The organism is Francisella sp. 19S2-4 (assembly GCF_036281795.1).
Lineage (GTDB): Bacteria > Pseudomonadota > Gammaproteobacteria > Francisellales > Francisellaceae > Francisella.
In genome coordinates this window covers 1-22,491 of sequence record NZ_JAWUZH010000013.1, presented here as the reverse complement: position 1 = coordinate 22,491, position 22,491 = coordinate 1, and the positions used below count along the sequence as shown (strand labels likewise).

Sequence of the window (22,491 nt, the reverse complement as noted above, 5' to 3'; positions counted from 1 at the left end):
GGAGTCATAAGAAATGCAAGCTTTTAAAAAACTAACATCTAATGCAATCCCTTTATGGCTAAGCGATATTGATACAGATATGATTATCCCTGCTAACTTTCTAACTCAAACAAGTAAAGATGGTTATGGGAATAGTTTATTTCATAATTTAAAAGAAAAAGATCATGATTTTATTTTTAATAACCCTAATTACTCAAATTCACAGATACTAATCGCAGGCAGCAATTTTGGTTGTGGCTCATCTAGAGAACATGCTGTTTGGGCTCTTGCTCAAGCAGGAATTAGAGCAATAATTGCACCTTCTTTTTCTGATATCTTTTTTAATAATGCCGCTAAAAATGGCTTATTACTAATTTCTTTAGATAAAGATGTTGTTAAAAACTTATGTGATAAAGCAGATGATCCAAAGTTTAATGTAACTATTGATCTTGAAAACCAGGAGGTTTCTGCTGATGGGCATACTTATAATTTTGATTATGACCCTTTTCGTAAAACTTGCCTTATCAAAGGACTTGATGATATGTCTTACCTTATCGAGAACTTAGATCTAATCAAACAATTTGAACAATCAAGAAGAGGCTGAAATGGAAAAAAATATTGCTATATTAGCAGGCGATGGAATCGGACCAGAAGTAATGGAGTCTGCAATTAAGGTTCTTGATACTATAGCTAAGAAATATAATCACAAATTCAATTATACTGAAGCTCTTGTTGGTGGAGCAGCTTATGATAAATATAAAAGCCACTGTCCAGAACAAACATTAGAAATATGTAAAAATTCTGATGCTATACTTTTTGGCTCAGTTGGCGGTCCAGTTGAAGCTCAAAACGAAGAAAAATGGCAAGGTTGTGAGGCTAATAGCATTCTAGCTCTTAGAAAACACTTTAATTTTAATATAAACATTCGCCCAAGCCAAATATTCCCTTCTCTAAAAGAAGCATGCCCATTAAAAGATAATCGTATTGCAAATGGTGCTGATATTGAGATCTTTAGAGAGCTTTCTAGAGATATCTACTTCGGAGAGCATAGAACTTTTACAGATGAAAATGGTACAAGATGCGCTACTGATGTTGCAGAGTATGATGAGCATACAATTAGAAGTATTGTCACGCAAGCATTTGAGAGAGCTACACAGCGCTCAAATAGGCTTACATCTGTGGATAAAGCAAATGTCCTTGATACATCAAGACTTTGGAGAAATATAGTTAATGAAGTAGCAAAAGATTATCCAAATGTAAAAGTTAATCATATGTATGTTGATAACTGTGCTATGCAAATGGTTCTGAATCCAAGCCAATTTGATGTCATGGTTACAGGTAATCTTTTTGGGGATATTATCTCTGATTTAGCCTCTGTACTACCTGGATCAATTGGTCTAGTGCCATCTATTAGCTTAAATAAAGATGGTTTTGGTCTTTATGAGCCTTCTGGTGGTTCTGCTTATGATATCAAAGGCCAAGGCAAAGCAAACCCAATAGCTCAAGTACTATCAGCATCACTAATGCTTTCTTACTCATTTGGATTAGTATCAGAAGCTGAAGCTATTTCTAATGCAATTAATTTGACTCTTGAAGATGGATTTAGAACCCAAGATATCTATACTCAAGGAACTAAACTAGCTTCTACTGAAGAATTTACGAGTGAAATTATAAAAAGATTGTAAATTTATTTATCCTAATGAAATATCATATTTATTCGCTATAGCAGTCACAATCTTGGCTACTATGCCATATATAATACCTAAAATTATCGTAATTACTCCTAGCCATAGGAAATAATTTTGATAAATACCTAAACTTACCATTGGATCAATCTTACCATCAGGAATGGCAACAAGCTGACCTAATTTACCAGATAAAGCTCCACCTAGAGCGATTGCAAGCATAAAAAATCCCATACCTAAAGTAACTATTTCTTTTCTGAAATAAATAGCAATCAGTGAGAATCCTAATGCTGCAACTAAAAGTTCTGCTAATGCTCCAAAAAAGAAATAAACAAACATCCAGTTTCCATCAACAAAGCCACTTACCTGTGTCAGCTTTATCACCACATATAAACTTAGAGGCGCTATACCTGCAATTACAGTTCCTATAGAGTATTTATAAGGTACAGATAAGTGTTTTACACTCTTTTTATATAAAATAGCTAATAATGGACTCAAAACGATTAACCAAAAAGAATCTAAAGACGCATAAGTTGCTGGAGATACATCAAACCCTATCAAGTTAAGTGAAACATTATGCTTTGCAAATAACACTAATGTCGAAAACATTTGGCTATAGACAATAAAATAAATCACCGCTTCAATAACTAAAATCACTCCTATTACTTGTAGAATAGTCTCTTTACGATCACAAGCATTTCTTGCATCATTTAACATATATATGAATGTTAGAATGCATAAGATTATTATCAAATATAAAGAAATATCTGTAACCTGGAATAAGCCATAGCATATTAATAACTGAGCTAAGCATATTAATGATATTAACATCTTAACTTTGGTAGTCATTGATGGTGTATCAGACCCTACACCTTTTAAAAGCTTTGCACGCCAGAAATAGTTTGATATAGCAAGAAACATACCTATAACACATATGATGAATGCATAAGAATAACTAGTATATTTTGCAATTATCGGTGTAAACGCTATAGCAAGGAAACCACCAATATTTACTCCCATATAATATACTGTAAAAGCCGAATGAGACTGCGATGGATTATCATTAAAAATTTTCGAAATTAACGATGTCGGTGTTGGCTTAAAGAGTCCATTACCAACAATTATAAGTGATAAAGCCCAATTTACATGACTTAAATCCGTTGATACTGCTAAAACAATATAACCTAATAATAAGAATATCGCACCTATAACTAAAGCATTTTTAACACCTATATATTTATCAGATAAGTACCCACCTATGGTTGGCGTAATATAGATAAGTGAAGCAAATATTCCGAAAATTAAATATCCTTGCGACTCACTAATATGGCTAGCTGTTATAAAAAGCATAAAAAGAGCCTGGAAGCTATAAAAAGCGTATCTTTCCCATAACTCTATAAACCATAATACAGAAAACTGCCTTACTTTTATGTCTTTTATCAAAACTATCCCTCTAATTATTATTTAAACCAAAAAGATAATTTAACCTAAATAATGCTAAATCTAAAGTAGATTCTATTTTAATTAACTATAAAATTGACTATAACTACAGAGTCACATAAACTTTTTTATATACATACTTTTTATTTCAAATAAATGATTATAACTAAACTTGATGAAAATTCTTTTTGTCTCTATGTTAAAAATAATTCTGTAATCTCTTTCGATTACAATACTGACCATCATGGACAATTTAAACTTTATGATAATCATGTAGTAATTGAATGCGAGCCTATACAAACAACTAGTTTGAAAGCAAAGTACTATCACGTTGAATGGTCTCTAGAAGCAAATAAAAAATATATCTTTAAAATAATTTGTGACTCACAAAGCTTAGATATACAAAATGGTTGGATATATGATGACTCATTACTCGAGCATGGAGGAGTTTGCTTTAGCTTAAAATATGGGCAATACCAATCACATCACTCTCATGATAACTCAAATCTAAAAGACACAAAGCGCCTACAATATCATTTTACAGCAAAGAAGGCTTGGTTAAATGATCCTAATGGTTTAGTTTACTTTAAAGGTAAGTATCATATGTTTTATCAGTACTATCCTTATGGTAAACATACCGCAATGCTACACTGGGGACATGCAGTTTCTAAAGATATGGTGCATTGGCAACACTTACCTATTGCCATTTATCCACAAAATGTCCTTAATGACAGATATATAGGTGGTGCATTCTCAGGTAGTGCAATGGTTGTAGATGATGAGCTCTTTCTTGTCTATACAGAACACTTTGAAGATTTAGATAATTCCCCAGATATTTTCATAGAAAAGCAAAATCTAATAAAAAGTAAGGATGGTATACATTTTTCAAAACCTAAAACTATTGTTAATCGTAAGCCTGATTTTTGCTCTTATGATTTTAGAGATCCTAAAGTATGGTTTGATAAAAATTTCAACTGCTATTATATGGTGATTGGCACTTATGCAAATAACTATCCAAGCGTTGCACTGTATAGATCTGATGACGCTAAGAAATGGAGTTATCATAGCACATTATTTCAAGAAAAAATCATCTCTGGAAGAACTCTAGAATGTCCTGACTTATTTTATCTAGATGGTAAATATGTGTTAGTACTTTCAATTTTTACAACAGAAAATAAAAAAGACTTCGATTACCAATCTTTTTATTATATTGGTGATTTTGATGGTAAATATTTCTCAGCTAAGACACCTGCTACATATATAGATTCTGCAAAAGAGTTCTATGCTCCACAGACTTTTGAAACTAACGGTAATAGGTATGCTATAGGTTGGATGAACTGTTGGGAAGATCATCAAAACCGAGCCAAAGAGGATTCAGCTGGTGCAATGAGTCTAATGCGACAACTCAGGATAGAGAATAATAAGCTTATTTCCTATCCTATCGATGCTTATAAAAACCTTAGGGTGCAACGCTTACAGCTAGAAAACTTTAACCAAAACATTGATCTTCCATCTAATCTTATTGAACTAAGTTTAGAGTTTAATTCAAATAATACTTGGCAGTTAAATCTTTTAGAAGATAATCGAGGACCTGTGTTTGATATTTGTTATCAAAATAATCAAATATCCGTAAAAAATAGCCTAAATCAAGTTATGAATGAAGCTTTTATAAAAGATATAGCCTCTGAAAATATATCTGTAGATATATTCCTGGATACAACAAGTATTGAACTTTTTGTTAATAAAGGTCAAGAATCTATCACTATGAGATTTGAGCGCTCTACTGACATAAAAGATACAATAAAAATTAAAACCTCTGACCAAAATGATCTAAATATCGAACTATATAAACTAAATTCAATATGGCAATAAAAACCTAGAGAGTATACAAATGGCATCAATTAATACAAATAATCAACTATCGACATTCACTGTTCCAGAGAGTTTAAAACTAAAAGCTGTGAGTATATGTTTCTTCGCAGCATTTATTACGGGAGGTTTTGGAGCAATACCTGGATTAGTATCACCACAGATATCTAGTCATTATGGTGTTAATGTTTCTCATATTGTATATATTGATGTTTTAAATATATTAGGCCTTTTGATAGGTAATGCTTTAAGCTCAAAAACCATGAGCTCTCTAGGCTGTAGAAACACTCTATTAATTGCTCTAGTAATTGGACTAATTGCACAATTTACTATAGCCGCTGGATTTCCTTTATATATCTATGCTATTTGTGCTCTTTTAAATGGTACTTGTGTCGGTTTTTTAGTGCCCGCTGTTAGCCAAACAATCCATGCAGCATATACAAAAAATGGTAAAAGTGAGTCACGCTTAAATATTTTAAACTTTTTCTTTGGTGCTGGCTCTGCATTTGTGCCTTTCGTTGGTGGACATATAGTTGAACAGTTTTCATGGCGCGCTGTATTTATTGGTATGGGCTGTTTATATTTGATCTTACTTATTATTATATTTTTATCAAAATTTGAAGAAAAAGCAGCTGTAACTATTACTGATGATCTAGTTGATGAATCTGATACCGCTAAACCAAAACTTTTAAATATAAGTGTAGTCCTAATCGCTCTAGCTATAATGATTTATGTATATATTGAGTATATTGTTTCATATTGGTTTTCACCATATTTGCAAGAAGCTAAACATGTAAATGTTACAGATGTTGGTCTAGTTATCGGTTTGTTTTGGGGAATTATTGCTATTTCTAGGCTAATAGTAGGACTATTTGTACTTACAAAAATCAAACCTGCTGTCTATATTATGATTAGCTCATTTATTACTCTAGTTGGTTTTATAATATTTTTAATTACTAATAGTCTTACAGGATTTATCATAGGTGGTATAGTGCTTGGTTTTGGCTGTGCTGCAATGTTCCCAACACTTCTTGGATACGGTATCAATAATGCTAACTACTCTAGTCCTAAAATTTCATCTTTTTTAATAATGTCAGGCTCTATAGGTGCTTCAATTTGTTTATTTATTTCAGGGTTCTTAGGTCAACATATCGATAAGCAAGTGCCTATAATTCTTGGGCCTATACTTTGTGTGATTATAATTATTTTGGTATTTATTACTCATACAAGGAAAACAAAATTAAAATAAATTATACATCTATAATAAAATTCTAAGTATTTTTATATTCACTACCTATTCTAGAATCATATGAATAAAACTCTGGATTAGTTCTGCTACTAGCTACAAATATTTTTATTTTTTCATATAAATCATCCGTGTTATAAAAACAATTATGGTATAAAGCATTAATATGAGTTTCTAATGCGTTAATTTTAGCAATTTGAGTACCATTTGATTTGATTATATTTCTAATTTCACTCAAGCTCATACTATTATCAATTTCTTCAAACTTATAAGGTACTACTCCTACTACACTATAGTTAAGTAAACCCATTAGTGTTTTTGTGACACTGCCAGGCATTGCATTTTTATCACGAACTATTGGAACTAATTTTAATGCCGCAACAAAAATATTTCTCATATTATCATTACCAATATCTACGTGGTTTGTTTGTGCATAATTGATACATTCTATTAACTGTTTATAGCTCTCTCCTTTTTTATCTTCACAAAACCAGCTAGAATACCAAAAGCTAGATTTTTCAGATAATTTCTTAATAAAAATTTTAAGATCTTCTAAACATTGACACCGATCAATATCTTGACTTAAACCAAATTTAATCTTATCTATATCTAAATTAGGTAATGTTTTCTCTTCCGTATAGAATGAATTAAAATCATGTTTAATTCTGCTAAACATTAAATTATTATATGTTAATTGCTTATTTTTAGAAATTATTTTTGAATACCCCGTAGTTTTGACTGGCCCTGAAAGATATGTACTTACACCTCTTATCTCCTTAGCACATTGAATATACTCTTTGATATCTGAAATTTTTGATACCTTATAAAGCCATGGATCTACTAATATAGCTTGACTTAAATAAGTTATTTCTTCTAAGTTATCTAAACCTGTAGCCAATTGAGTAACATGTTTATTATCATTTAAACTTTGATTATTGTGGGCTATACAAAAAAAATGGCCATCAGTTCTTATCATTGTCATATAAGCATTATCAATTTGACTCTCCATATAGTTAGATAAAAAAGCTACTATAGTAGCTAAATCTTGGCATAAACCGACTCTGATTTTATTATTCAACATATAATAAGCAAGATGATCATTAGATAGATTTGCTGTACTAAATCTAAATGAATTTAAGCTATCTCGTCTATATTTTACAAAACTACTATTCTCTTGATTACGTTGATATAAAGCAGGAATATTTTCTGAATACTTAATCTGTTTACGAACTGCCGCAACAAGACATCTAGAAAAGTTAAATAAGTTTGATTCCAATATATTCCCCTCATATATTTTTTAAGAGTCAAAAGACTCTATCGAATATTTTATATTTATATATTAAGAAATGAATATGTCTAAAATATTAAACTTTTGTAACAATTTGTATTACGCAAATTATCTTTATATATCTTATACTGTATAAAACATTTTTTTGATACAATCTAAAACTGTTTATAAGACAAATATTTTTTAAAATGCTTAGTATAATTCAACGAGTCAGTTGTGCAAATGTAATTGTGGCGCAACAAAATTAAAATAAATTATACATCTATAGTAAAATTCTAAATATCTCTATATTCACTAGCTATTCTAGAGTCGTAATAATAAAAATTTGAATCTGTTTTACTATTATTTATAAATGACTTTATTTGTTCATATAAATCATTCGTGCTATAAAAAAAATCACCAGGTAAACTATGAATATGTATTTTTAACTCGTTAATTTTATCAATTTGAGTACCATTTGATCTGATTATATTTCTAATCTCACTCAAGCTCATGCCATCAATTTCTTCAAATTTATAAGATTCTACTCCTACTACACTATAGTTAAGTAAACCCATTAGTGTTTTTGTGACACTGCCAGGCATTGCATTCTTATCACGGATTTTTGGAGCTAATTTTAATGCCGCAACAAAAATATTTCTCATATTATCATTACCAATATCTACGTGGTTTGTTTGTGCATAATCGATACATTCTATTAACTTTTTATAACTCTCTCCTTTTTTATCATCGCAAAACCAACTAGAATACCAAAAACTAGATTTTTCAGATAGTTTCTTAATAAAGATTTTAAGATCTTCTAAACGTTGACACCGACCAATATCCTGATTTAAACCAAATTTAATACTATCTATATCTAAATCAGGTAATGTTTTTCTTCCCGTATAGAATAAATTAAAATCATCTTTAATACTTCGAAACATTGGAAACTCTAAAAAACGCTTATTTTGTGGCATTAGTGAAGCAAGATAATTTTCAGAAATCATTTTTGAATATCCACTCTTTTTTATAGATCCAGAGAAATATCTTTCCACATTGAAAGTTTTAATAGTATCTTGATATTCTAAAATATCTGAGAGCTTTGATACTTTATAAATCCAAGGATCTACAAGTATTGCTTGTTGTAAGTTAGATTTTTGACTTAATTCAGTTAAGCTCTCTGCAATTGTCATATTCATTGACATTTGATGTATTTCTTTAGAGTTATGAGCTAAACAAAATGTATGACTATGCGTATATACCATAGTCATATAAGAATCTCCAATTTCTGAATTCATAAAGCTAGATAAATAACATACTAGAACGCTTAACTCTAGACAACGCCCAACTCTAATCTGATTACGTACTATATGAAAACCAAGATACTCCTCATTAAAATTACATGTTCGTTGTCTGAATGTAAATTGATCGTCATTCCTATGCTTATAATAACTACTTTGAAAATTTTCTTTATATAATGAATGAAGATTTTCTGAATATTTAATCTGTTTACGAACTGCCGCAACAAGACATCTAGAAAAGTTAAATAAGTTTGATTCCAATATATTCCCCTCATATATTTTTTTAAGAGTCAAAAGACTCTATCGAATATTTTATATTTATATATTAAGAAATGAATATGTCTAAAATATTAGACTTTTGTAACAATTTGTATTACGCAAATTATCTTTATATATCTTATACTGTATAAAACATTTTTTTGATACAATCTAAAACTGTTTATAAGACAAATATTTTTTAAAATGCTTAGTATAATTCAACGAGTCAGTTGTGCAAATGTAATTGTAGAGCAGCAAAAAGTTGCTGATATAAATAAAGGTATCTTAGCACTAGTATGTGTTGAAAAAGAAGACACTCATCAAACTTTTGAGAAGATGGCTGAGAAAATCCTTAAATATCGTATATTTGAAGATGAAGCTGGTAAGATGAACTTATCTCTTAGAGATATACAAGGAGAGATAATTCTTGTGCCACAATTTACTTTAGCTGCTAATACTCGTAATGGCAATAGGCCTAGCTTTAGTGATGGTTGCGCCCCTAATATTGCAAAAGATAAATTTGAAGAGTTTCAAGAAATCTTTAAGAACAAATATGAAAAAGTCCAATCCGGAATATTTGGTGCGGATATGAAAGTATCGTTAACTAATGACGGACCAGTAACTTTTAGTTTTAAAATTTAGTAATTAGTAAAAGATAGGTGACTTACATCTTAAAGAAAAATACAATGCACATTAGCGATTAGTAGTTTCAAAAACAAATAATAAGAAAATAAAACTATTTGAACAATGTGAGTTTTTTATTTTCTATTTGTTTTCAATTACGTTAGCGCAGTGCTAGGCAGTTTTGCATACCGGTTCCTGAGCGAAGTCGAAGGGCTGCCATGAAAAAAGTATGTCGCTATAGCTTACAAAGTAAGCAGCGAGAAAATTAAAATTAAGGAAACTTAAAAATGCAAAAAAGAATTTGTATAATTGGTGGTAATGGTGAAATGGGTCAAATGACTCAAAACATTTTTGGTAAATTTTTACCTGAATATACTCTAACTATTTTCGGTCATAATGATTGGCAAAATCCTGAACAAAAACTTGCTAATCAAGATATTGTAATACTATCTGTACCAATATATATGACAGATGAAATTATTAAAAAGACTATACCTTATCTCTCTGAAGGAACAATCCTAGCTGACTATACTAGTATTAAAAAAGAGCCTTTAGATAGTATGTTAGCTAACTATGATGGTCCTGTGGTAGGTCTACATCCTATTTTTGGCCCAACTATTAGCTCTCCTGACAATCAAGTAATTGTAGTATGTGATGGTAAGCAACAGGATAAGTATCAATATTTTATCGATGATCTAGCAAGAATTGGCTTTAGTATTGAGAAAATGACTGCCGAAGAGCATGATGAGGCTATGACTTTTATCCAAGGTATTGAGCATTTTAGTGTGTATTGTCTAGGACTATTTCTTAAGCACAAAAATGTTGATATTCAAAAAATGTTAAAGCTTGCGAGTCCTGTATATAAGATGGAACTCAATATTGTTGGTAGACTTTTTAGCCAAGGGCCAGGGTTATATGCTGATATTATTATGTCAGATAAACAAAGACAACAAACTATCGCGGAGTTCGCTGAATTTGTAAACTCTAATGCTGAGAAAGTATCTGATGGTGATAAACAAACATTTATCGAAAACTTCAAAGCAGTTAAAGAATGGATGGGAGATTTCGCACCACAGTCATATAAAAATACGGATAAACTACTGCTAAAAAAAGACTATGAATAAGTATTCAGAGCACCATATATAATAGGTATCTGCCAAATCAGTAACCCTAAAACCAACACGCCTCTCATAGCATTTTTTCTAACTAAATTCCTAGATGTTAGGAACTCCCAAGTATGGATAACTGCCGATAGAGTAAAAAATGTTAAGCAACATAGCAGCACCGTAGCATCAGCATAGACCCCCCATTGCATATACCAAACAAAACTAGCAACTAAAGCTACAGATAGATTATTAACCCCAGATTGTAGTTGGTAAGATCGATTTGCTTGCCTACCTAAAGATTTCGCTGATTCTTTGCTAAAAAATATCCCCTCTAATCCAGAGAGCCCTGATAGTGATATAACAATAACCAATGTATTATAATGCAATAGCTCTATAGAGTTTTGTTTAAACAGAAAGGAGACTAGAAAGCCACCAACAACTATTATACCAATCCTTGTAAACTCTATAATTTTTGAAATCATAAATTAAAAGCCAAACTCCCTAACAATCTCTTTAACTAGTTTTTTACCTTTAATTGGATTAAACATTATAGAGCTTAGAGATAAGTGATCAGCGCCAGCATTTATATATTTTTTAGCATCTTCAAGAGTATAAATACCACCTCCACCAATTATAGTAATACTATCACCAAATTCTTCTTTAGCTTTCTTGATAGCTGGCAAACTATATTCATGTAAGGGATAACCTGAGATACCGCCCTTATCTGTAGGGATAGTATTACATAAATGAAAAGTTGTAATACCTACTGCAAGATACTCTCTAATCTTAGCATTGTGATCTACTGTTGGTGGCATTTTTATACTAATATTTCTATCTTCAAATAAAGATGCTAACTCAGCTGGGAAATCAACAATACTAGCATTTGGACAACCAATATTTATCTCAATATTTTTATGATTAGCAAACTTTGGTAACTTTAAAGTTTCTGCAAAGCTATGCCAGTCTGCTATTTCTAATGCTGCTAGAGATATTATATCCTGAGCTCTTTTTGGTGGATTTGCATTTGCCAGTCCTGGATTACGTAAACCTATCTTATTACGCCAAGCATTTTTCTCTACCTTGCGAATAGTTTTAATTGCTTGTTTGATAAGTCCCCAACGTCTACTTACTGTAAAAGATCCATAGACATTAGAAGTTTCTTTAAACTTAAGATATTTGCCAAACGGTGGTGATATTATGATTTTCTTTAGATTATGATTTCGCATAGAATAAAGCTCAAAAACATTTTGGAAATTCTAACATTTTATAAACCTTATGCATAGTACTATCAAATTGCTACCTTGACTTGGGATAGAGTTTCTAATATATTTATATTATGTATTTAAAATGTATATTATTTTTTAAAGGTGATAGATATGGCAAAATTTATAAATTTTGTTGAAGGCGCTGACTTTAGTCAAAACAAAGTTATTATCAAAAAACTAATAGAGACTCCTCTAACGAAAGAAATGCAAGTAAGCATTCCAAAAAATATAACAATGAAAGAGCATGCAGCCCCACACTCTATAACGATCATGTTAATCAAAGGAGATCTTAACTTCTATATTGGTGAGGAGAAACATAACCTAAAAATCGGTGACTTAGTTTATCTAGAGCCAAATACTATGCATAGCTTAGAAGCAATAGAAAATAGTATTATCCGCCTATCCTTAGCAAAAGCAGACTCAGCTGAACATGTAAAAAAGATAGTAGATTAATTTTATAAACTAAACTCTTTTAGCTTCTCAACAATATTTTCAGCACGTAGAAGAGGTCTTCCTACTATAATATAGTCAACGCCAAGCTCTTTAGCTTTTTTAGGTGTCAAAGCATTAAAATGATCGTCACTTAAGTCTGACTCAAGTCTTACACCTGGGACATATAGTTTGATTTTATCCCCAAACTTAGCTCTGACATCTGCTACTAAATGAGGATGACATATGAAGTTTTCCACACCTAAATTCACACATCTTTCAAATTTAGCTAGGCTATCTGCTTTATCAAAGTTAGCATCACTACTTAGAGTAATCACTGCTAATGGGATAGCTTGGGTATCTGCATTAAGCGCTGCTTTTACCATATCTTCACTAGCAGTTCCATGAAAAGTAAAGTATTTAAAATTTGGGATAGCTTTTGAATAGTTTTCTATCGCAGTCTTAACTGTATTTGGAATATCATGGAATTTAAAATCTAAGAAGATATCTCTATCTCCTACTAGCTCATGAATTTCTTTAAATGATAGTGTCGAACATAAAATATGACCTATTTTGACACAGTCAACATACTTTGAAACAGACGCTGTTTTTTCTAAATCAGATTTAGATATACCATCTGCTGAGAACATTATTTTCATTGAGTTTCTCAAAAGATTAATCGATGTTGAAACTATATATTAGTTCAATTTGTAATGATAGTAAACTATATTTTAACTTTGTTTTAATGCTTAGCTTTTTTAATATTCTGTAAGCTATATGCAACTAAATCTAAATAGTTAGGATCTTGTGGAATACCTTTAATATTTTGTTTTTTAACAAGCTCGCTAATCTGAGAAGCCAATTTTTTATCTTTTCTAATTGACTTAATATTTTCACTTATTGCAGGATATAGCTGAGCATCAACCTTTTTAATCTTATCGCGATAATTAGTCAAACAATCTGTACTTTGCTGCTCAAGTTGTTGTTTTGTCGCATTATTTAGATAGTAGTTTTCTATTTGCTTAGATAAATCCATTTGTAGTTGAATGAACGTTAGAAATGAATTTTCCTCTAAGTTATTTTGTTTAGCTAAAGCTTTAGCATTTTGTAATACACTTATTTCTTGATTAGCATCGTAGATAGAGCCTTTAAGCTTTGATTTACATATTCCTACACCTTGCATCAATGCCGCTCGTTGTACTAACAACTTAAGTGGCTGATCTACACTAGCATAACAAAAGCCAAACATCACAAAAAATATTACCAATATTTTTGTTAATTTATTCATAACTCTAAACCCCATATTATTGCGAAATCAACTATGTTAAAAGCTGATTTTACAAAATTTTAACTCTTTTATAAGTATATAATGATTTATAATTATTAGTATAGATATCTTTTACAATAAAAAAGGAGTACAAGATATGTTTAAAAAATCTCTTTATATAGTTTCAGCTCTAGCACTATCATCTTGTAGTATCCTAGGGATAAACAATACTCCTCAAGCTAAATATACGAACATCAAAAAGGATGATAACTTCTCTGTCAGAGTCTATGCTCCTCTTACAGAGGCTCAAGTAACTGTACAAGACTCTAGTTACAAGTCTGCTGTTAATAGAGGTTTTGGCTATCTATTTAAGTATATAACTGGAGAAAATACCACTAAGCAAAATATCCAAATGACTGCTCCTGTCAAGATAGAACAATCATCAGAGAAAATACAGATGACAGCGCCTGTGATGATAACAGGTAATGATAAAAATTGGACCATCGCATTTGTATTACCATCACAGTATAATCTTCAAAGCGCACCAAAACCAACTAATGATAGAGTAAGACTTGTTGAAAAACCTGAGACAAAAATGGCTGTAATCACATTTAGTGGATTCTTAGATAAAGAATCTATAGATTCTAATACCGAAAAGCTTAAAGCATGGATAAAATCTAATAACTATCAAGTCACTGGTCAACCAGAAGCAGCAGGATATAACCCACCTTGGACTATACCATTCTTACGCACTAATGAAGTTATGATACCTATTAAATAAGCGATCTGATAATGAGAATTTCTTAATATCTCCAATTTTTCAAAATAAATTAAAATAATATTTATTAATCTAAATACATATTGTTAATTTCTGATAGAATAAATTAAATACAAAAACCTAAATTAATAGATAAGAAATATGGAAAAAGTAAGTTTTAAATCTCACGGATCAAATATCGCGGCTTTACTATACAAGCCTGAAAACTTTAACGAAAATAGCAAATACCCAGCAATAGTTCTTTGTCATGGTTTTGCTGGTTTTAAAGAAGTGCTACTCCCAGCATACGCTGAAGCTTTTGCTAAAGCTGGATATATAGTTCTTAACTTTGATTATAGAGGATTTGGTGAGAGTGAAGGTGAAAGAGGTAGATTAGTACCAAAATTACAAATAGAAGATATCAACTCAGCGATAGACTATGTTACTAGCTTAGACTTCGTTGACTCTAGTAAGATCGGACTATGGGGAACTTCATATGGTGGCGCAAATGCTATCACTGCAGCAGCTCAAAATGATCTAGTTAAATGTCTATCTGTACAACTAACTTTTGCTAATGGTGAAAGAGTAATCACAGGCGAGATGTCTGCTGAAGAGAAAGAAAAGTTCTTTGGAATGATCGATAAAATGTTAGCTAAAAAAGAAAAAACTGGTAAGGAAATGATGGTTCCTTTACATAAGGTTCTAACAGATGAGCAATCTTTAGGTTTCTATGAAAGATATAGTAAAGAGTATGATGCTTTTGATATTAAGATCCCTTTTCTTACAGTTAATGAAACTATCTCACACAAACCTGAAAACTATATAGGTGACTTAAAGATACCTGTATTAATAGTTGCTTCAGATACAGATTCTGTAAACCCTGTAGAAGAGTCTCATATCCTATATGAAAAAGCTAATGATCCTAAAGAGCTTATGGTTCTAGAAGGTGTTAGTCACTATGAATGCTATGAAGGTGAGCCCTTGCAGCAAATACTTACTAAACAAATAGCTTGGTTTGATAAGTATATTAAATAATTTCTGTTTTTTTAGTTTTTATTGGAATTCTAAAGCAAGTTTAGAATAACTAATTATTTTTTCAAGAAACTCTTCAAATGATCTAAAAACCAAGTGTATCGAACAGGTAGATCTTTATATTTTTTATATAAAACATATATGCTCTCATATGTCGGAACTTCTAAATCTAGAATTTTCAACTTATCAGAATATTCTGAGTTCTCTACTGTAAATCTAGGCAATATCGTAAAGCCTAGACCTAGAGACACCGGTAATAAAATCTGACTTAACTGATTAACATAACCAGTCTCTCTAACTCCTTTAAAACTACTATGAGATTTGTTGTTATTTTTAAATATTTTCTCAAGGTAATATAACCCATCTGGATGATTAATAAATCCTGTATTTATAATGTCTTCTAAAGATTTATCTTGTTGTCTTTTTGAGATCACTACTACAAGTTCTTGGACACCCACCTTTAATTGTGTGAACTGTTCTGAGTCTTGTTTATTTGTCACTATACCAATATCAATATCATTAGAACTAAGCATATCTATAATTTTCTTGTTTGGTATAGACTCTAGTGATATCTTAAGATCTTGATGTTTAGTTTGATATTCAAGAAAAGGCTTATATATCTGTATTAAAATACTTCCGGAGCAGCCAAACTTGCACTCTCCTTCATAAGGATAGTCATGGCCTATTTCTGATACGAACTCTTGTTCTCTATCTCTTATGTCTATAGCATATTTATAGAGTAAATACCCTGCTTGAGTTAGCTCAAACTTCTTACCAGTATTATTTATGATCGTTTTGCCAATACTTTGTTCTAGCTTATCTATATGCTGACTAACTCCTGATTGTGTCATATTTAAAAGCTTAGCAGTCTTTGTATAATGACCAACCTCGACAAGTTTTAAGAAAGTATTAAGAAACTTACTATTAATCATTTTTTATAATTAAAATTATAATTTTTAATAATTTTACATTATAGCATTTAAAAAATATAATCATCTCATAAATTAAAGTTCTAATCAAAAAAAGGAAAAAATCATGCAAAATACATACCCAAGAAATTTCTCTCATATCGGAATATCTGTACCTGATCTTGAAGCAGCTGTTAAATTTTATACTGACGTTTTAGGCTGGTATACGATTATGAAACCTACAGAAATTATTGAAGATGATAGTGCTATTGGAGAAATGTGTACTGATGTTTTTGGCGCGGGCTGGAGATCATTTAGAATAGCTCATTTATCTACAGGTGATCGTATTGGTGTTGAGCTATTTGAGTTTAAAAACCAAGAAAATCCAGAGAATAACTTTGAATACTGGAAAACTGGGATCTTCCACTTCTGTGTCCAAGATCCAGATGTTGAAGGACTAGCTCAAAAAATAGTTGATGCTGGAGGTAAACGTAGAATGGCTAAACCAAGATTCTACTACCCTGGTGAAAAACCATATAGAATGATCTATATGGAAGATCCATTTGGCAATATCTTAGAAATCTATAGCCATAGCTATGAGCTACACTACTCTGCTGGAGCTTATAATTAAGCTAGAGGTAGATTTCAAATTTATCCATATATGTTTATATGCCATTCTACAGCAAAACTTACAGCTATAATAATCATGAATATTACAAATTAGCTCAGCTGTTTAGCATAAATTATGAATCGCACAATAAAATCTCAAATAGTTCTATTATATTGCTGTCAATTTATTAGTTATAGTAGCAATGGAAATGTGTAATCCATTTTTACCAATTTATCTACACTCTCTTAATAGCTATGGTCTATTGTCTGCAAATACATGGAGTATTCTCGCATATACTCTACCCCTCGTATCTGCAATAATATTTTCTCCTATTTGGGGTAAATATGCTGATAAGTTTGGCTATAAAACGATGATACTAAGAGCTGCAGCAGCCTTAGCACTTATTCAGATTTTGATATATTTAACTAATAATATACTCGTATTTATAACTCTTCGATTTATTCAAGGGGCAATTGCTGGGTATTTATTAGCTTCCCAAAGCTATGCTGTAATTCTCGTATCAAAAGAATATAGAAGCAGAGTACTCGCTTGGTTACAATCCTCAACAGCTGTAGGTATAGCACTAGGACCATTATTTGGTGTAGTTTTAGCAAATATTTTTAACTATAATAATGTCTTTCTAATTAGCTCATTAATCGCTGGATTTACATTTTTAATACTACTATTTAAGCTTAAGAAAATTACTCCGGCATATTTACCAAAAGAAAATCATAACGGAGATATATCTCCTCGCAGAGAAAAAAATAAATTAGACTATCTATATTTTAGTGTGATCTTCTTAAGTATATTTTTATTTCAAGCTGCGAAATTTATACCTCTATCTTTCTTTGCTGTCTATGCTAAGGATTTCTTTAATGCAAATCCTCTGATTATTGGAGCAATATATTCAGCTCCTGCTTTTAGTTTATTATTTATATCTGCTCCATTAGGCCACCTTTTTGATAAATTATTAAAAAATAATAATCAAAAATACTACTTTGCTAGTGGGTATTTTGTAGTTATATTCACTTTAGCTATAGTAGCTATCTTCGTACATACTACGACACATAACATCTATGAAATAATAATAGCTAGACTTATATTAGGGGTAGCCTTTGCCGGTACACTACCTTGCTTATTTAGCCTAACCTGTCGAATTAGAGATACTAATTTTGGCTCATTGATAGGATACTGCAACTCTCTTTCTAAATTTGGTAGCCTCACAGGGATTTTTGCTGGAGGAATAATATTTCAATTAGCCAATGTACAAGTAGCTTTTTATGTTGCTAGTGCGCTGTATTTTACTTTAGTTGTAACTCATTTATGTTTGCTTTACACATTTAACCCTGTTATCTCTAGCCATTCGAACAAAGAATTTAGCAGTATTTAAAAATTTGATCTATAGCTATAGTTCGTATGCTAATGCCGTTGTTGTAATTGTTGTAAATAAAATGAAAGACAGGAAATGTGCACATTAGCTATTAGTAGACTCAAAAACAAATGGGTAGAAAATAAAACTATATAAAAGTAATACGTCATTCCGTCAGGCTTGACCACGGAATCTAGCAAATATCTTATTGATAAGCTATTTGATCAAGTACTATTTTTAAACATAGTGGATATTTTAAGCTACGATAGCGTAGTGCTAGGCAGTTTTGCATACTTTTTCTGCCATGAAAAAAGTATGTCGCTAAAACTTACGTAGTAAGTAGCGAAGTATATAAATAATAGATAATTTAACTATTATTACCACATAGGTTAGATATGGAGCTTTTGAGCTGATTAATAATTGAAGTTAATTTTTCTTTTAGAGATCTATTTTTCAAAAAAATAACCTCTTCTAAACTTAATTCTAGTTCTCTAAACATTTCTTCCATCTCTTTTACTTTTTGGTTTTTTTCTTGATAATAATCATTTGTTTTATAATCCAAATATACATCTCTATCTATGACAATATCTTTTAATTTTTTTGAGATGTTTTTAAAAGGCTTTTTAAGCTCTGGTCTAAGGAATATACGTGAACTATTAAACTCTTGCTCAAACTCAATAAGGCTTTTATCTGCTTGGTACACTTCTTTCTTGTCGATATAATATTGAAGCTTCTTTTGTATATTCTCACCACTTTCTTCAAGTTGCTTTATTTGAGAAGTATTTAATTCCAACGATTTATACAATGCCTCTAGCTCGTCGACATGAAGAGCTTTAATATCTGGATATATTTTCATATTATTGACGGAAATAAGAGCATTATTTCTAAACTTTTGAAGATTCTCCCATGATTTAGTGGCTACTTCCAACTCCTTATCTAACCATTTTTGTTCGCGAAGATATTTATAACCTATTCCTATCTTTAAAGAAGTTAGGATATAAGTGCAAAATGATGATATAACAGCAATTGCAGCAGCTATTAGAAACTGACCCATACAAAAACCACCTTCTATTTAAACCTAAAACTCATGATTAAACTCTAAACACTGTCCTCTTTGATCACTCACAACTTTACCTTTATGATATTTCACTACACCATTTACAATTGTAGTCTGAATCTTTGATTGGAAAGTAACACCATCAAATGGAGTCCAACCACATTTATAATGACAACACTCATCAGTCACAGTATGCGGATCATTAAGATCTACCAATACCAAATCAGCATGATATCCTTCACGGATGAAACCACGATCTTTTACTTTATAGACTATAGCTGGAGCATGAGCTGTCTTTTGCACGACTTGCTCTAAAGTTAAGAAACCTTTGTGATAATGCTCTAATACTGAGATAAGAGCTTGCTCAACAAGTGGTAAACCAGCTGGCGCTTTAAAGTAAGTACCTTGCTTTTCTTCCCAAGTATGCGGGGCATGGTCTGTTGCGATCACATCAATAGTATCATTAGCTACACATTCTAGTAGTTTTAGACGGTCACTCTCTTCTTTAACTGCTGGATTACATTTAATGCGTGAGCCTTTATCAGCATAGTCTTTACGTGAGAAGAATAAATGATGGGCACAAACCTCCGCTGTGATTCTCTTTTCCTCAAGAGGAATAGTATTATCAAAATGTATCATCTCTTCAGCTGTAGTTAGATGTAATACATGTAATCTTGAGTTATATTTCTTTGCCAAACCAACTGCAAGCTCCGATGATTTAAAACATGCCTCACGTGAACGAATCTCTGGATGTAAGTCAAAAGGTACATTTTCACCATATTTCTCACGTGCTTTATTTTCATTCTCGGTAATCATCGGCGTATCTTCACAATGCGTCACGATTAGTAACGGACTATCTTTGAAAAAGCCTTCTAATGTCTCAGGATTGTTCACTAGCATATTACCAGTTGAAGCACCCATAAAGATCTTAATAGCACAGGCATCATTTGGTTTTAGGCGTTTTAACTCTTTAACATTATCATTTGTCGCACCTAGATAAAAAGCATAGTTTGCATGTGATCTAGCTGCCGCACGCTCTTTTTTCTCATCTAAACGCTCAACTACTGTAGTAGCTGGATTTACATTTGGCATCTCCATATATGATGTGATACCGCCCATTACAGCAGCGCGAGATTCTGACTCAATATCACCCTTATGCATAAGGCCAGGCTCTCTAAAATGCACCTGATCATCTATCATACCAGGTAGTAGATGAAGACCTGTGGCATCGATAGTTTTATCTACCGCTCTATCTATATTTGCAGCAACTTTAGCTATCTTGCCATTCTCTACTAAAACATCAGATTTAAATGTTTTACCCTCATTTACAACTGTAGCATTTTTGATAAGTAAGCTTTGATTTTGCATTTTTCTCTCCTTTATAATCTTAGAAAATTATAATAAACCAAACCTTAAATCACCACATTTAAAGCTAATATTTATCATCTAATTCATGTTAACATGTCTACTAACCAATAACCTAAAATCATAAGCAAAATGAATAAGGTCGAAACTGAGAATAATCAATACTGGTTAAATAGATGGCAAAATAATGATGTCGAAAATTTCTGTCAAGAATCTCCAAATGAGTTTCTAGTTAAGCATTTTCCTAAACTGAAAGTAAGTGATTTCTCAACATGCGTAATCCCAATGTGTGGATGTAGTATAGATATATTATTTTTCTTATATAAAGGGATCAAGGTTATTGGAATCGAATTATCTGAAAAAGCCGTCATCTCATTTTTTACTCAGAATCATATAGAATATGAAGTTATAGAAGAAGATGGCTATAAATATTATAAGGGTGATAGTGTTGTAATATATGTATCAGATATTTTTAATCTACCTAAGATAGCTAAAAACTTACCAGAATTTGACATTTGGTATGACCGAGGTGCTTATATTGCTTTACCTTCTGAATTAAGAGCCAAGTATGCAAAGATGATGCTAGAAGTATGCTCAGAAAAAACACAAATATTACTCCTAGTAATGGAGCATGATAAAAACCCCGAAATCCAAACCCCTCCCTTTAGTGCCTCTCAATCTGAATTAATAAACAACTTCTCACCTAGCATTGAGTTTAAGCTAATTGATAGTGAGTTAAGAGAAGATATTCCTGATTATAGAAAAGCTGAAGGAATGACTTTCCAGTATTATAAAGCCTATATAAAAAAACAAGATTAACCCTCTCTATAACTCGAATGAAAATCCTCATTCTAAACTAGTTTCCAGTTCTTAATAAAATCAATTAAAAGCTTCTTCATAACTTAATTATTTAACCTTATTAAAAATATAAAAATTCACTAATTTCTTAAAACAATGTTTGATATAAATATAAATTAATTATTTAATTTATTTGTTAATATTTAACAAGATATTATATATATTTTTTAACAAGTAATAACTAAATGAAAATTTTAATAAATAATATCAGACTCATTGTTCTAGTTTTATTTACTTTAGTATTAATAGGATGTACAAGCAATTCTGATCAGACAAAAAATATCGAAGATAAACTACCCCAAAATACTAAAGTAGTAAAAAACTTTGATGAATTAACTGAATTAGTACAAACAAATGAATACAACTTTACTGTATATTACTATATCCATAAAGACTACTCAGATAAAACACTTATAGAAGAACATGAAGGTATTGTTACAAAAGATAATATAAATCAAACAGTAAAAAACCTATACATTCATAAATTTAGTAACGCATCAAGTATAGATAAAGATAATATTACATTCTCAGGAGAAAATGGACTAAATGCAGGCCCTGCTAAAATCTCATATATACACCATTTTAATTACAATATTAAACCATCTGGTAAAGTTATAATTTACGGTTCTGATGAAACTAGATTACCAACTGAAGGTATAGATGAGACAAATCATAAATATAGCCTAGTAGGATCTTTAAATAAATCTGTCTTTGTAGCTTATAAAAGACTGTTGAATTAATATCCCAAATTGTTAGATATATTTTGTAAAATACAGATGTTACAGATATTAGTATTTTA

General features: G+C 31.0%; 23 protein-coding genes. 13 read left to right on the top strand and 10 right to left on the bottom strand.

What is annotated here, in order from left to right:
* Positions 1 to 13 precede the first annotated feature (13 nt).
* Positions 14 to 583 (top strand): 3-isopropylmalate dehydratase small subunit, encoded by a 570-nt coding sequence (gene leuD / locus R8535_RS04290; protein WP_329497622.1) that lies wholly within the window; start codon positions 14 to 16, stop codon positions 581 to 583.
* Between the two features lies 1 nt (position 584).
* Positions 585 to 1,664 (top strand): 3-isopropylmalate dehydrogenase, encoded by a 1,080-nt coding sequence (leuB, locus tag R8535_RS04285; protein WP_329497624.1) that lies wholly within the window; start codon positions 585 to 587, stop codon positions 1,662 to 1,664.
* 6 nt (positions 1,665 to 1,670) lie between these two features.
* Here the strand turns inward: leuB and R8535_RS04280 are convergent, their stop codons facing one another.
* Entirely contained in the window at positions 1,671 to 3,107 is a 1,437-nt protein-coding gene (locus tag R8535_RS04280) for a peptide MFS transporter (RefSeq protein ID WP_329497626.1), read from the bottom strand.
* 153 nt (positions 3,108 to 3,260) lie between these two features.
* On the opposite strand from R8535_RS04280, the gene R8535_RS04275 reads away from it, so the two are divergent.
* Together R8535_RS04275 and R8535_RS04270 are read left to right on the top strand one after the other, a co-directional pair.
* Positions 3,261 to 4,976, top strand: a complete 1,716-nt coding sequence (locus R8535_RS04275; RefSeq protein ID WP_329497627.1) for a glycoside hydrolase family 32 protein — start codon at positions 3,261 to 3,263, stop codon at positions 4,974 to 4,976.
* A 19-nt stretch (positions 4,977 to 4,995) separates the two neighbouring features.
* The gene (locus tag R8535_RS04270) at positions 4,996 to 6,222 is read left to right on the top strand and encodes an MFS transporter (protein WP_329497628.1); all 1,227 of its coding nucleotides are present in this window, start codon (positions 4,996 to 4,998) and stop codon (positions 6,220 to 6,222) included.
* A 22-nt stretch (positions 6,223 to 6,244) separates the two neighbouring features.
* On the opposite strand, the gene R8535_RS04265 is transcribed toward R8535_RS04270, so the two are convergent.
* Together R8535_RS04265 and R8535_RS04260 are read right to left on the bottom strand one after the other, a co-directional pair.
* Entirely contained in the window at positions 6,245 to 7,495 is a 1,251-nt protein-coding gene (locus tag R8535_RS04265; protein ID WP_329497629.1) for a hypothetical protein, read from the bottom strand.
* 287 nt (positions 7,496 to 7,782) lie between these two features.
* The gene (locus R8535_RS04260) at positions 7,783 to 9,048 is read right to left on the bottom strand and encodes a hypothetical protein (protein WP_329499484.1); all 1,266 of its coding nucleotides are present in this window, start codon (positions 9,046 to 9,048) and stop codon (positions 7,783 to 7,785) included.
* Between the two features lie 201 nt (positions 9,049 to 9,249).
* Between R8535_RS04260 and dtd the strand changes: the two genes are divergently transcribed.
* Complete coding sequence (gene dtd, locus R8535_RS04255; RefSeq protein WP_329498787.1) at positions 9,250 to 9,687, top strand: D-aminoacyl-tRNA deacylase; 438 nt, start codon at positions 9,250 to 9,252, stop codon at positions 9,685 to 9,687.
* A gap of 269 nt (positions 9,688 to 9,956) precedes the next feature.
* Positions 9,957 to 10,793: a bifunctional chorismate mutase/prephenate dehydrogenase gene (tyrA, locus tag R8535_RS04250; RefSeq protein ID WP_329498785.1), complete on the top strand. Its 837-nt coding sequence runs from the start codon at positions 9,957 to 9,959 to the stop codon at positions 10,791 to 10,793.
* Here tyrA and R8535_RS04245 read toward each other — a convergent pair.
* Entirely contained in the window at positions 10,784 to 11,257 is a 474-nt protein-coding gene (locus tag R8535_RS04245; protein WP_329498783.1) for a DUF6790 family protein, read from the bottom strand. The two genes, tyrA and R8535_RS04245, sit on opposite strands and share 10 nt — an antisense overlap.
* Positions 11,258 to 11,260: 3 nt before the next feature.
* Positions 11,261 to 12,001 (bottom strand): HisA/HisF-related TIM barrel protein, encoded by a 741-nt coding sequence (locus R8535_RS04240; protein WP_329498781.1) that lies wholly within the window; start codon positions 11,999 to 12,001, stop codon positions 11,261 to 11,263.
* Positions 12,002 to 12,151: 150 nt separating this feature from the next.
* Between R8535_RS04240 and R8535_RS04235 the strand changes: the two genes are divergently transcribed.
* Positions 12,152 to 12,493 carry a cupin domain-containing protein gene (locus R8535_RS04235; protein ID WP_329498779.1) on the top strand — a complete coding sequence of 114 codons (342 nt, stop codon included), beginning with the start codon at positions 12,152 to 12,154 and terminating at the stop codon, positions 12,491 to 12,493.
* 2 nt (positions 12,494 to 12,495) lie between these two features.
* Here R8535_RS04235 and pyrF read toward each other — a convergent pair whose 3' ends face one another.
* Together pyrF and R8535_RS04225 are read right to left on the bottom strand one after the other, a co-directional pair.
* Positions 12,496 to 13,128 carry an orotidine-5'-phosphate decarboxylase gene (gene pyrF, locus R8535_RS04230; protein WP_329498777.1) on the bottom strand — a complete coding sequence of 211 codons (633 nt, stop codon included), beginning with the start codon at positions 13,126 to 13,128 and terminating at the stop codon, positions 12,496 to 12,498.
* Between the two features lie 83 nt (positions 13,129 to 13,211).
* Positions 13,212 to 13,757 (bottom strand): chorismate mutase, encoded by a 546-nt coding sequence (locus tag R8535_RS04225; RefSeq protein ID WP_329498775.1) that lies wholly within the window; start codon positions 13,755 to 13,757, stop codon positions 13,212 to 13,214.
* A gap of 136 nt (positions 13,758 to 13,893) precedes the next feature.
* Between R8535_RS04225 and R8535_RS04220 the strand changes: the two genes are divergently transcribed.
* Together R8535_RS04220 and uilS are read left to right on the top strand one after the other, a co-directional pair.
* Positions 13,894 to 14,517 carry an SOUL family heme-binding protein gene (locus tag R8535_RS04220; RefSeq protein ID WP_329498773.1) on the top strand — a complete coding sequence of 208 codons (624 nt, stop codon included), beginning with the start codon at positions 13,894 to 13,896 and terminating at the stop codon, positions 14,515 to 14,517.
* A gap of 138 nt (positions 14,518 to 14,655) precedes the next feature.
* A complete protein-coding gene (gene uilS, locus R8535_RS04215; protein WP_329498771.1) occupies positions 14,656 to 15,528 on the top strand; it encodes a UilS family quorum-quenching N-acyl-homoserine lactonase in 873 nt (290 codons plus the stop codon).
* 53 nt (positions 15,529 to 15,581) lie between these two features.
* Here uilS and R8535_RS04210 read toward each other — a convergent pair whose 3' ends face one another.
* Positions 15,582 to 16,457, bottom strand: coding sequence for a LysR family transcriptional regulator (locus R8535_RS04210; protein ID WP_329498769.1), 876 nt, complete (start codon positions 16,455 to 16,457; stop codon positions 15,582 to 15,584).
* A 103-nt stretch (positions 16,458 to 16,560) separates the two neighbouring features.
* Here R8535_RS04210 and R8535_RS04205 point away from each other — a divergent pair, with 103 nt between their 5' ends.
* Both R8535_RS04205 and fslB read left to right on the top strand, forming a co-directional pair.
* On the top strand, positions 16,561 to 17,064 hold the full coding sequence (locus R8535_RS04205) for a lactoylglutathione lyase family protein (RefSeq protein WP_329498768.1): 504 nt from the start codon (positions 16,561 to 16,563) through the stop codon (positions 17,062 to 17,064).
* A gap of 181 nt (positions 17,065 to 17,245) precedes the next feature.
* Positions 17,246 to 18,433, top strand: a complete 1,188-nt coding sequence (gene fslB / locus R8535_RS04200; protein ID WP_329499482.1) for a rhizoferrin export MFS transporter FslB — start codon at positions 17,246 to 17,248, stop codon at positions 18,431 to 18,433.
* Positions 18,434 to 18,779: 346 nt separating this feature from the next.
* Here fslB and R8535_RS04195 read toward each other — a convergent pair whose 3' ends face one another.
* Both R8535_RS04195 and R8535_RS04190 read right to left on the bottom strand, forming a co-directional pair.
* On the bottom strand, positions 18,780 to 19,466 hold the full coding sequence (locus R8535_RS04195; RefSeq protein ID WP_329498764.1) for a hypothetical protein: 687 nt from the start codon (positions 19,464 to 19,466) through the stop codon (positions 18,780 to 18,782).
* 24 nt (positions 19,467 to 19,490) lie between these two features.
* Positions 19,491 to 20,837 carry a dihydroorotase gene (locus R8535_RS04190; protein WP_329498762.1) on the bottom strand — a complete coding sequence of 449 codons (1,347 nt, stop codon included), beginning with the start codon at positions 20,835 to 20,837 and terminating at the stop codon, positions 19,491 to 19,493.
* A gap of 129 nt (positions 20,838 to 20,966) precedes the next feature.
* On the opposite strand from R8535_RS04190, the gene R8535_RS04185 reads away from it, so the two are divergent.
* Positions 20,967 to 21,653, top strand: a complete 687-nt coding sequence (locus R8535_RS04185) for a thiopurine S-methyltransferase (RefSeq protein WP_329498761.1) — start codon at positions 20,967 to 20,969, stop codon at positions 21,651 to 21,653.
* Positions 21,654 to 21,877: 224 nt separating this feature from the next.
* Complete coding sequence (locus R8535_RS04180; protein ID WP_329498759.1) at positions 21,878 to 22,432, top strand: hypothetical protein; 555 nt, start codon at positions 21,878 to 21,880, stop codon at positions 22,430 to 22,432.
* The last annotated feature ends 59 nt before the right edge of the window (positions 22,433 to 22,491 follow it).

Coding starts and splice junctions, on each gene's coding strand:
- leuD (WP_329497622.1), top strand. CDS start 14: ATGCAAGCTTTTAAAAAACTAACATCTAATGCAATCCCTTTATGGCTA.
- leuB (WP_329497624.1), top strand. CDS start 585: ATGGAAAAAAATATTGCTATATTAGCAGGCGATGGAATCGGACCAGAA.
- R8535_RS04275 (WP_329497627.1), top strand. CDS start 3,261: ATGATTATAACTAAACTTGATGAAAATTCTTTTTGTCTCTATGTTAAA.
- R8535_RS04270 (WP_329497628.1), top strand. CDS start 4,996: ATGGCATCAATTAATACAAATAATCAACTATCGACATTCACTGTTCCA.
- dtd (WP_329498787.1), top strand. CDS start 9,250: ATGCTTAGTATAATTCAACGAGTCAGTTGTGCAAATGTAATTGTAGAG.
- tyrA (WP_329498785.1), top strand. CDS start 9,957: ATGCAAAAAAGAATTTGTATAATTGGTGGTAATGGTGAAATGGGTCAA.
- R8535_RS04245 (WP_329498783.1), bottom strand. CDS start 11,257: ATGATTTCAAAAATTATAGAGTTTACAAGGATTGGTATAATAGTTGTT.
- R8535_RS04240 (WP_329498781.1), bottom strand. CDS start 12,001: ATGCGAAATCATAATCTAAAGAAAATCATAATATCACCACCGTTTGGC.
- R8535_RS04235 (WP_329498779.1), top strand. CDS start 12,152: ATGGCAAAATTTATAAATTTTGTTGAAGGCGCTGACTTTAGTCAAAAC.
- pyrF (WP_329498777.1), bottom strand. CDS start 13,128: ATGAAAATAATGTTCTCAGCAGATGGTATATCTAAATCTGATTTAGAA.
- R8535_RS04225 (WP_329498775.1), bottom strand. CDS start 13,757: ATGAATAAATTAACAAAAATATTGGTAATATTTTTTGTGATGTTTGGC.
- R8535_RS04220 (WP_329498773.1), top strand. CDS start 13,894: ATGTTTAAAAAATCTCTTTATATAGTTTCAGCTCTAGCACTATCATCT.
- uilS (WP_329498771.1), top strand. CDS start 14,656: ATGGAAAAAGTAAGTTTTAAATCTCACGGATCAAATATCGCGGCTTTA.
- R8535_RS04210 (WP_329498769.1), bottom strand. CDS start 16,457: ATGATTAATAGTAAGTTTCTTAATACTTTCTTAAAACTTGTCGAGGTT.
- R8535_RS04205 (WP_329498768.1), top strand. CDS start 16,561: ATGCAAAATACATACCCAAGAAATTTCTCTCATATCGGAATATCTGTA.
- fslB (WP_329499482.1), top strand. CDS start 17,246: ATGGAAATGTGTAATCCATTTTTACCAATTTATCTACACTCTCTTAAT.
- R8535_RS04195 (WP_329498764.1), bottom strand. CDS start 19,466: ATGGGTCAGTTTCTAATAGCTGCTGCAATTGCTGTTATATCATCATTT.
- R8535_RS04190 (WP_329498762.1), bottom strand. CDS start 20,837: ATGCAAAATCAAAGCTTACTTATCAAAAATGCTACAGTTGTAAATGAG.
- R8535_RS04185 (WP_329498761.1), top strand. CDS start 20,967: ATGAATAAGGTCGAAACTGAGAATAATCAATACTGGTTAAATAGATGG.
- R8535_RS04180 (WP_329498759.1), top strand. CDS start 21,878: ATGAAAATTTTAATAAATAATATCAGACTCATTGTTCTAGTTTTATTT.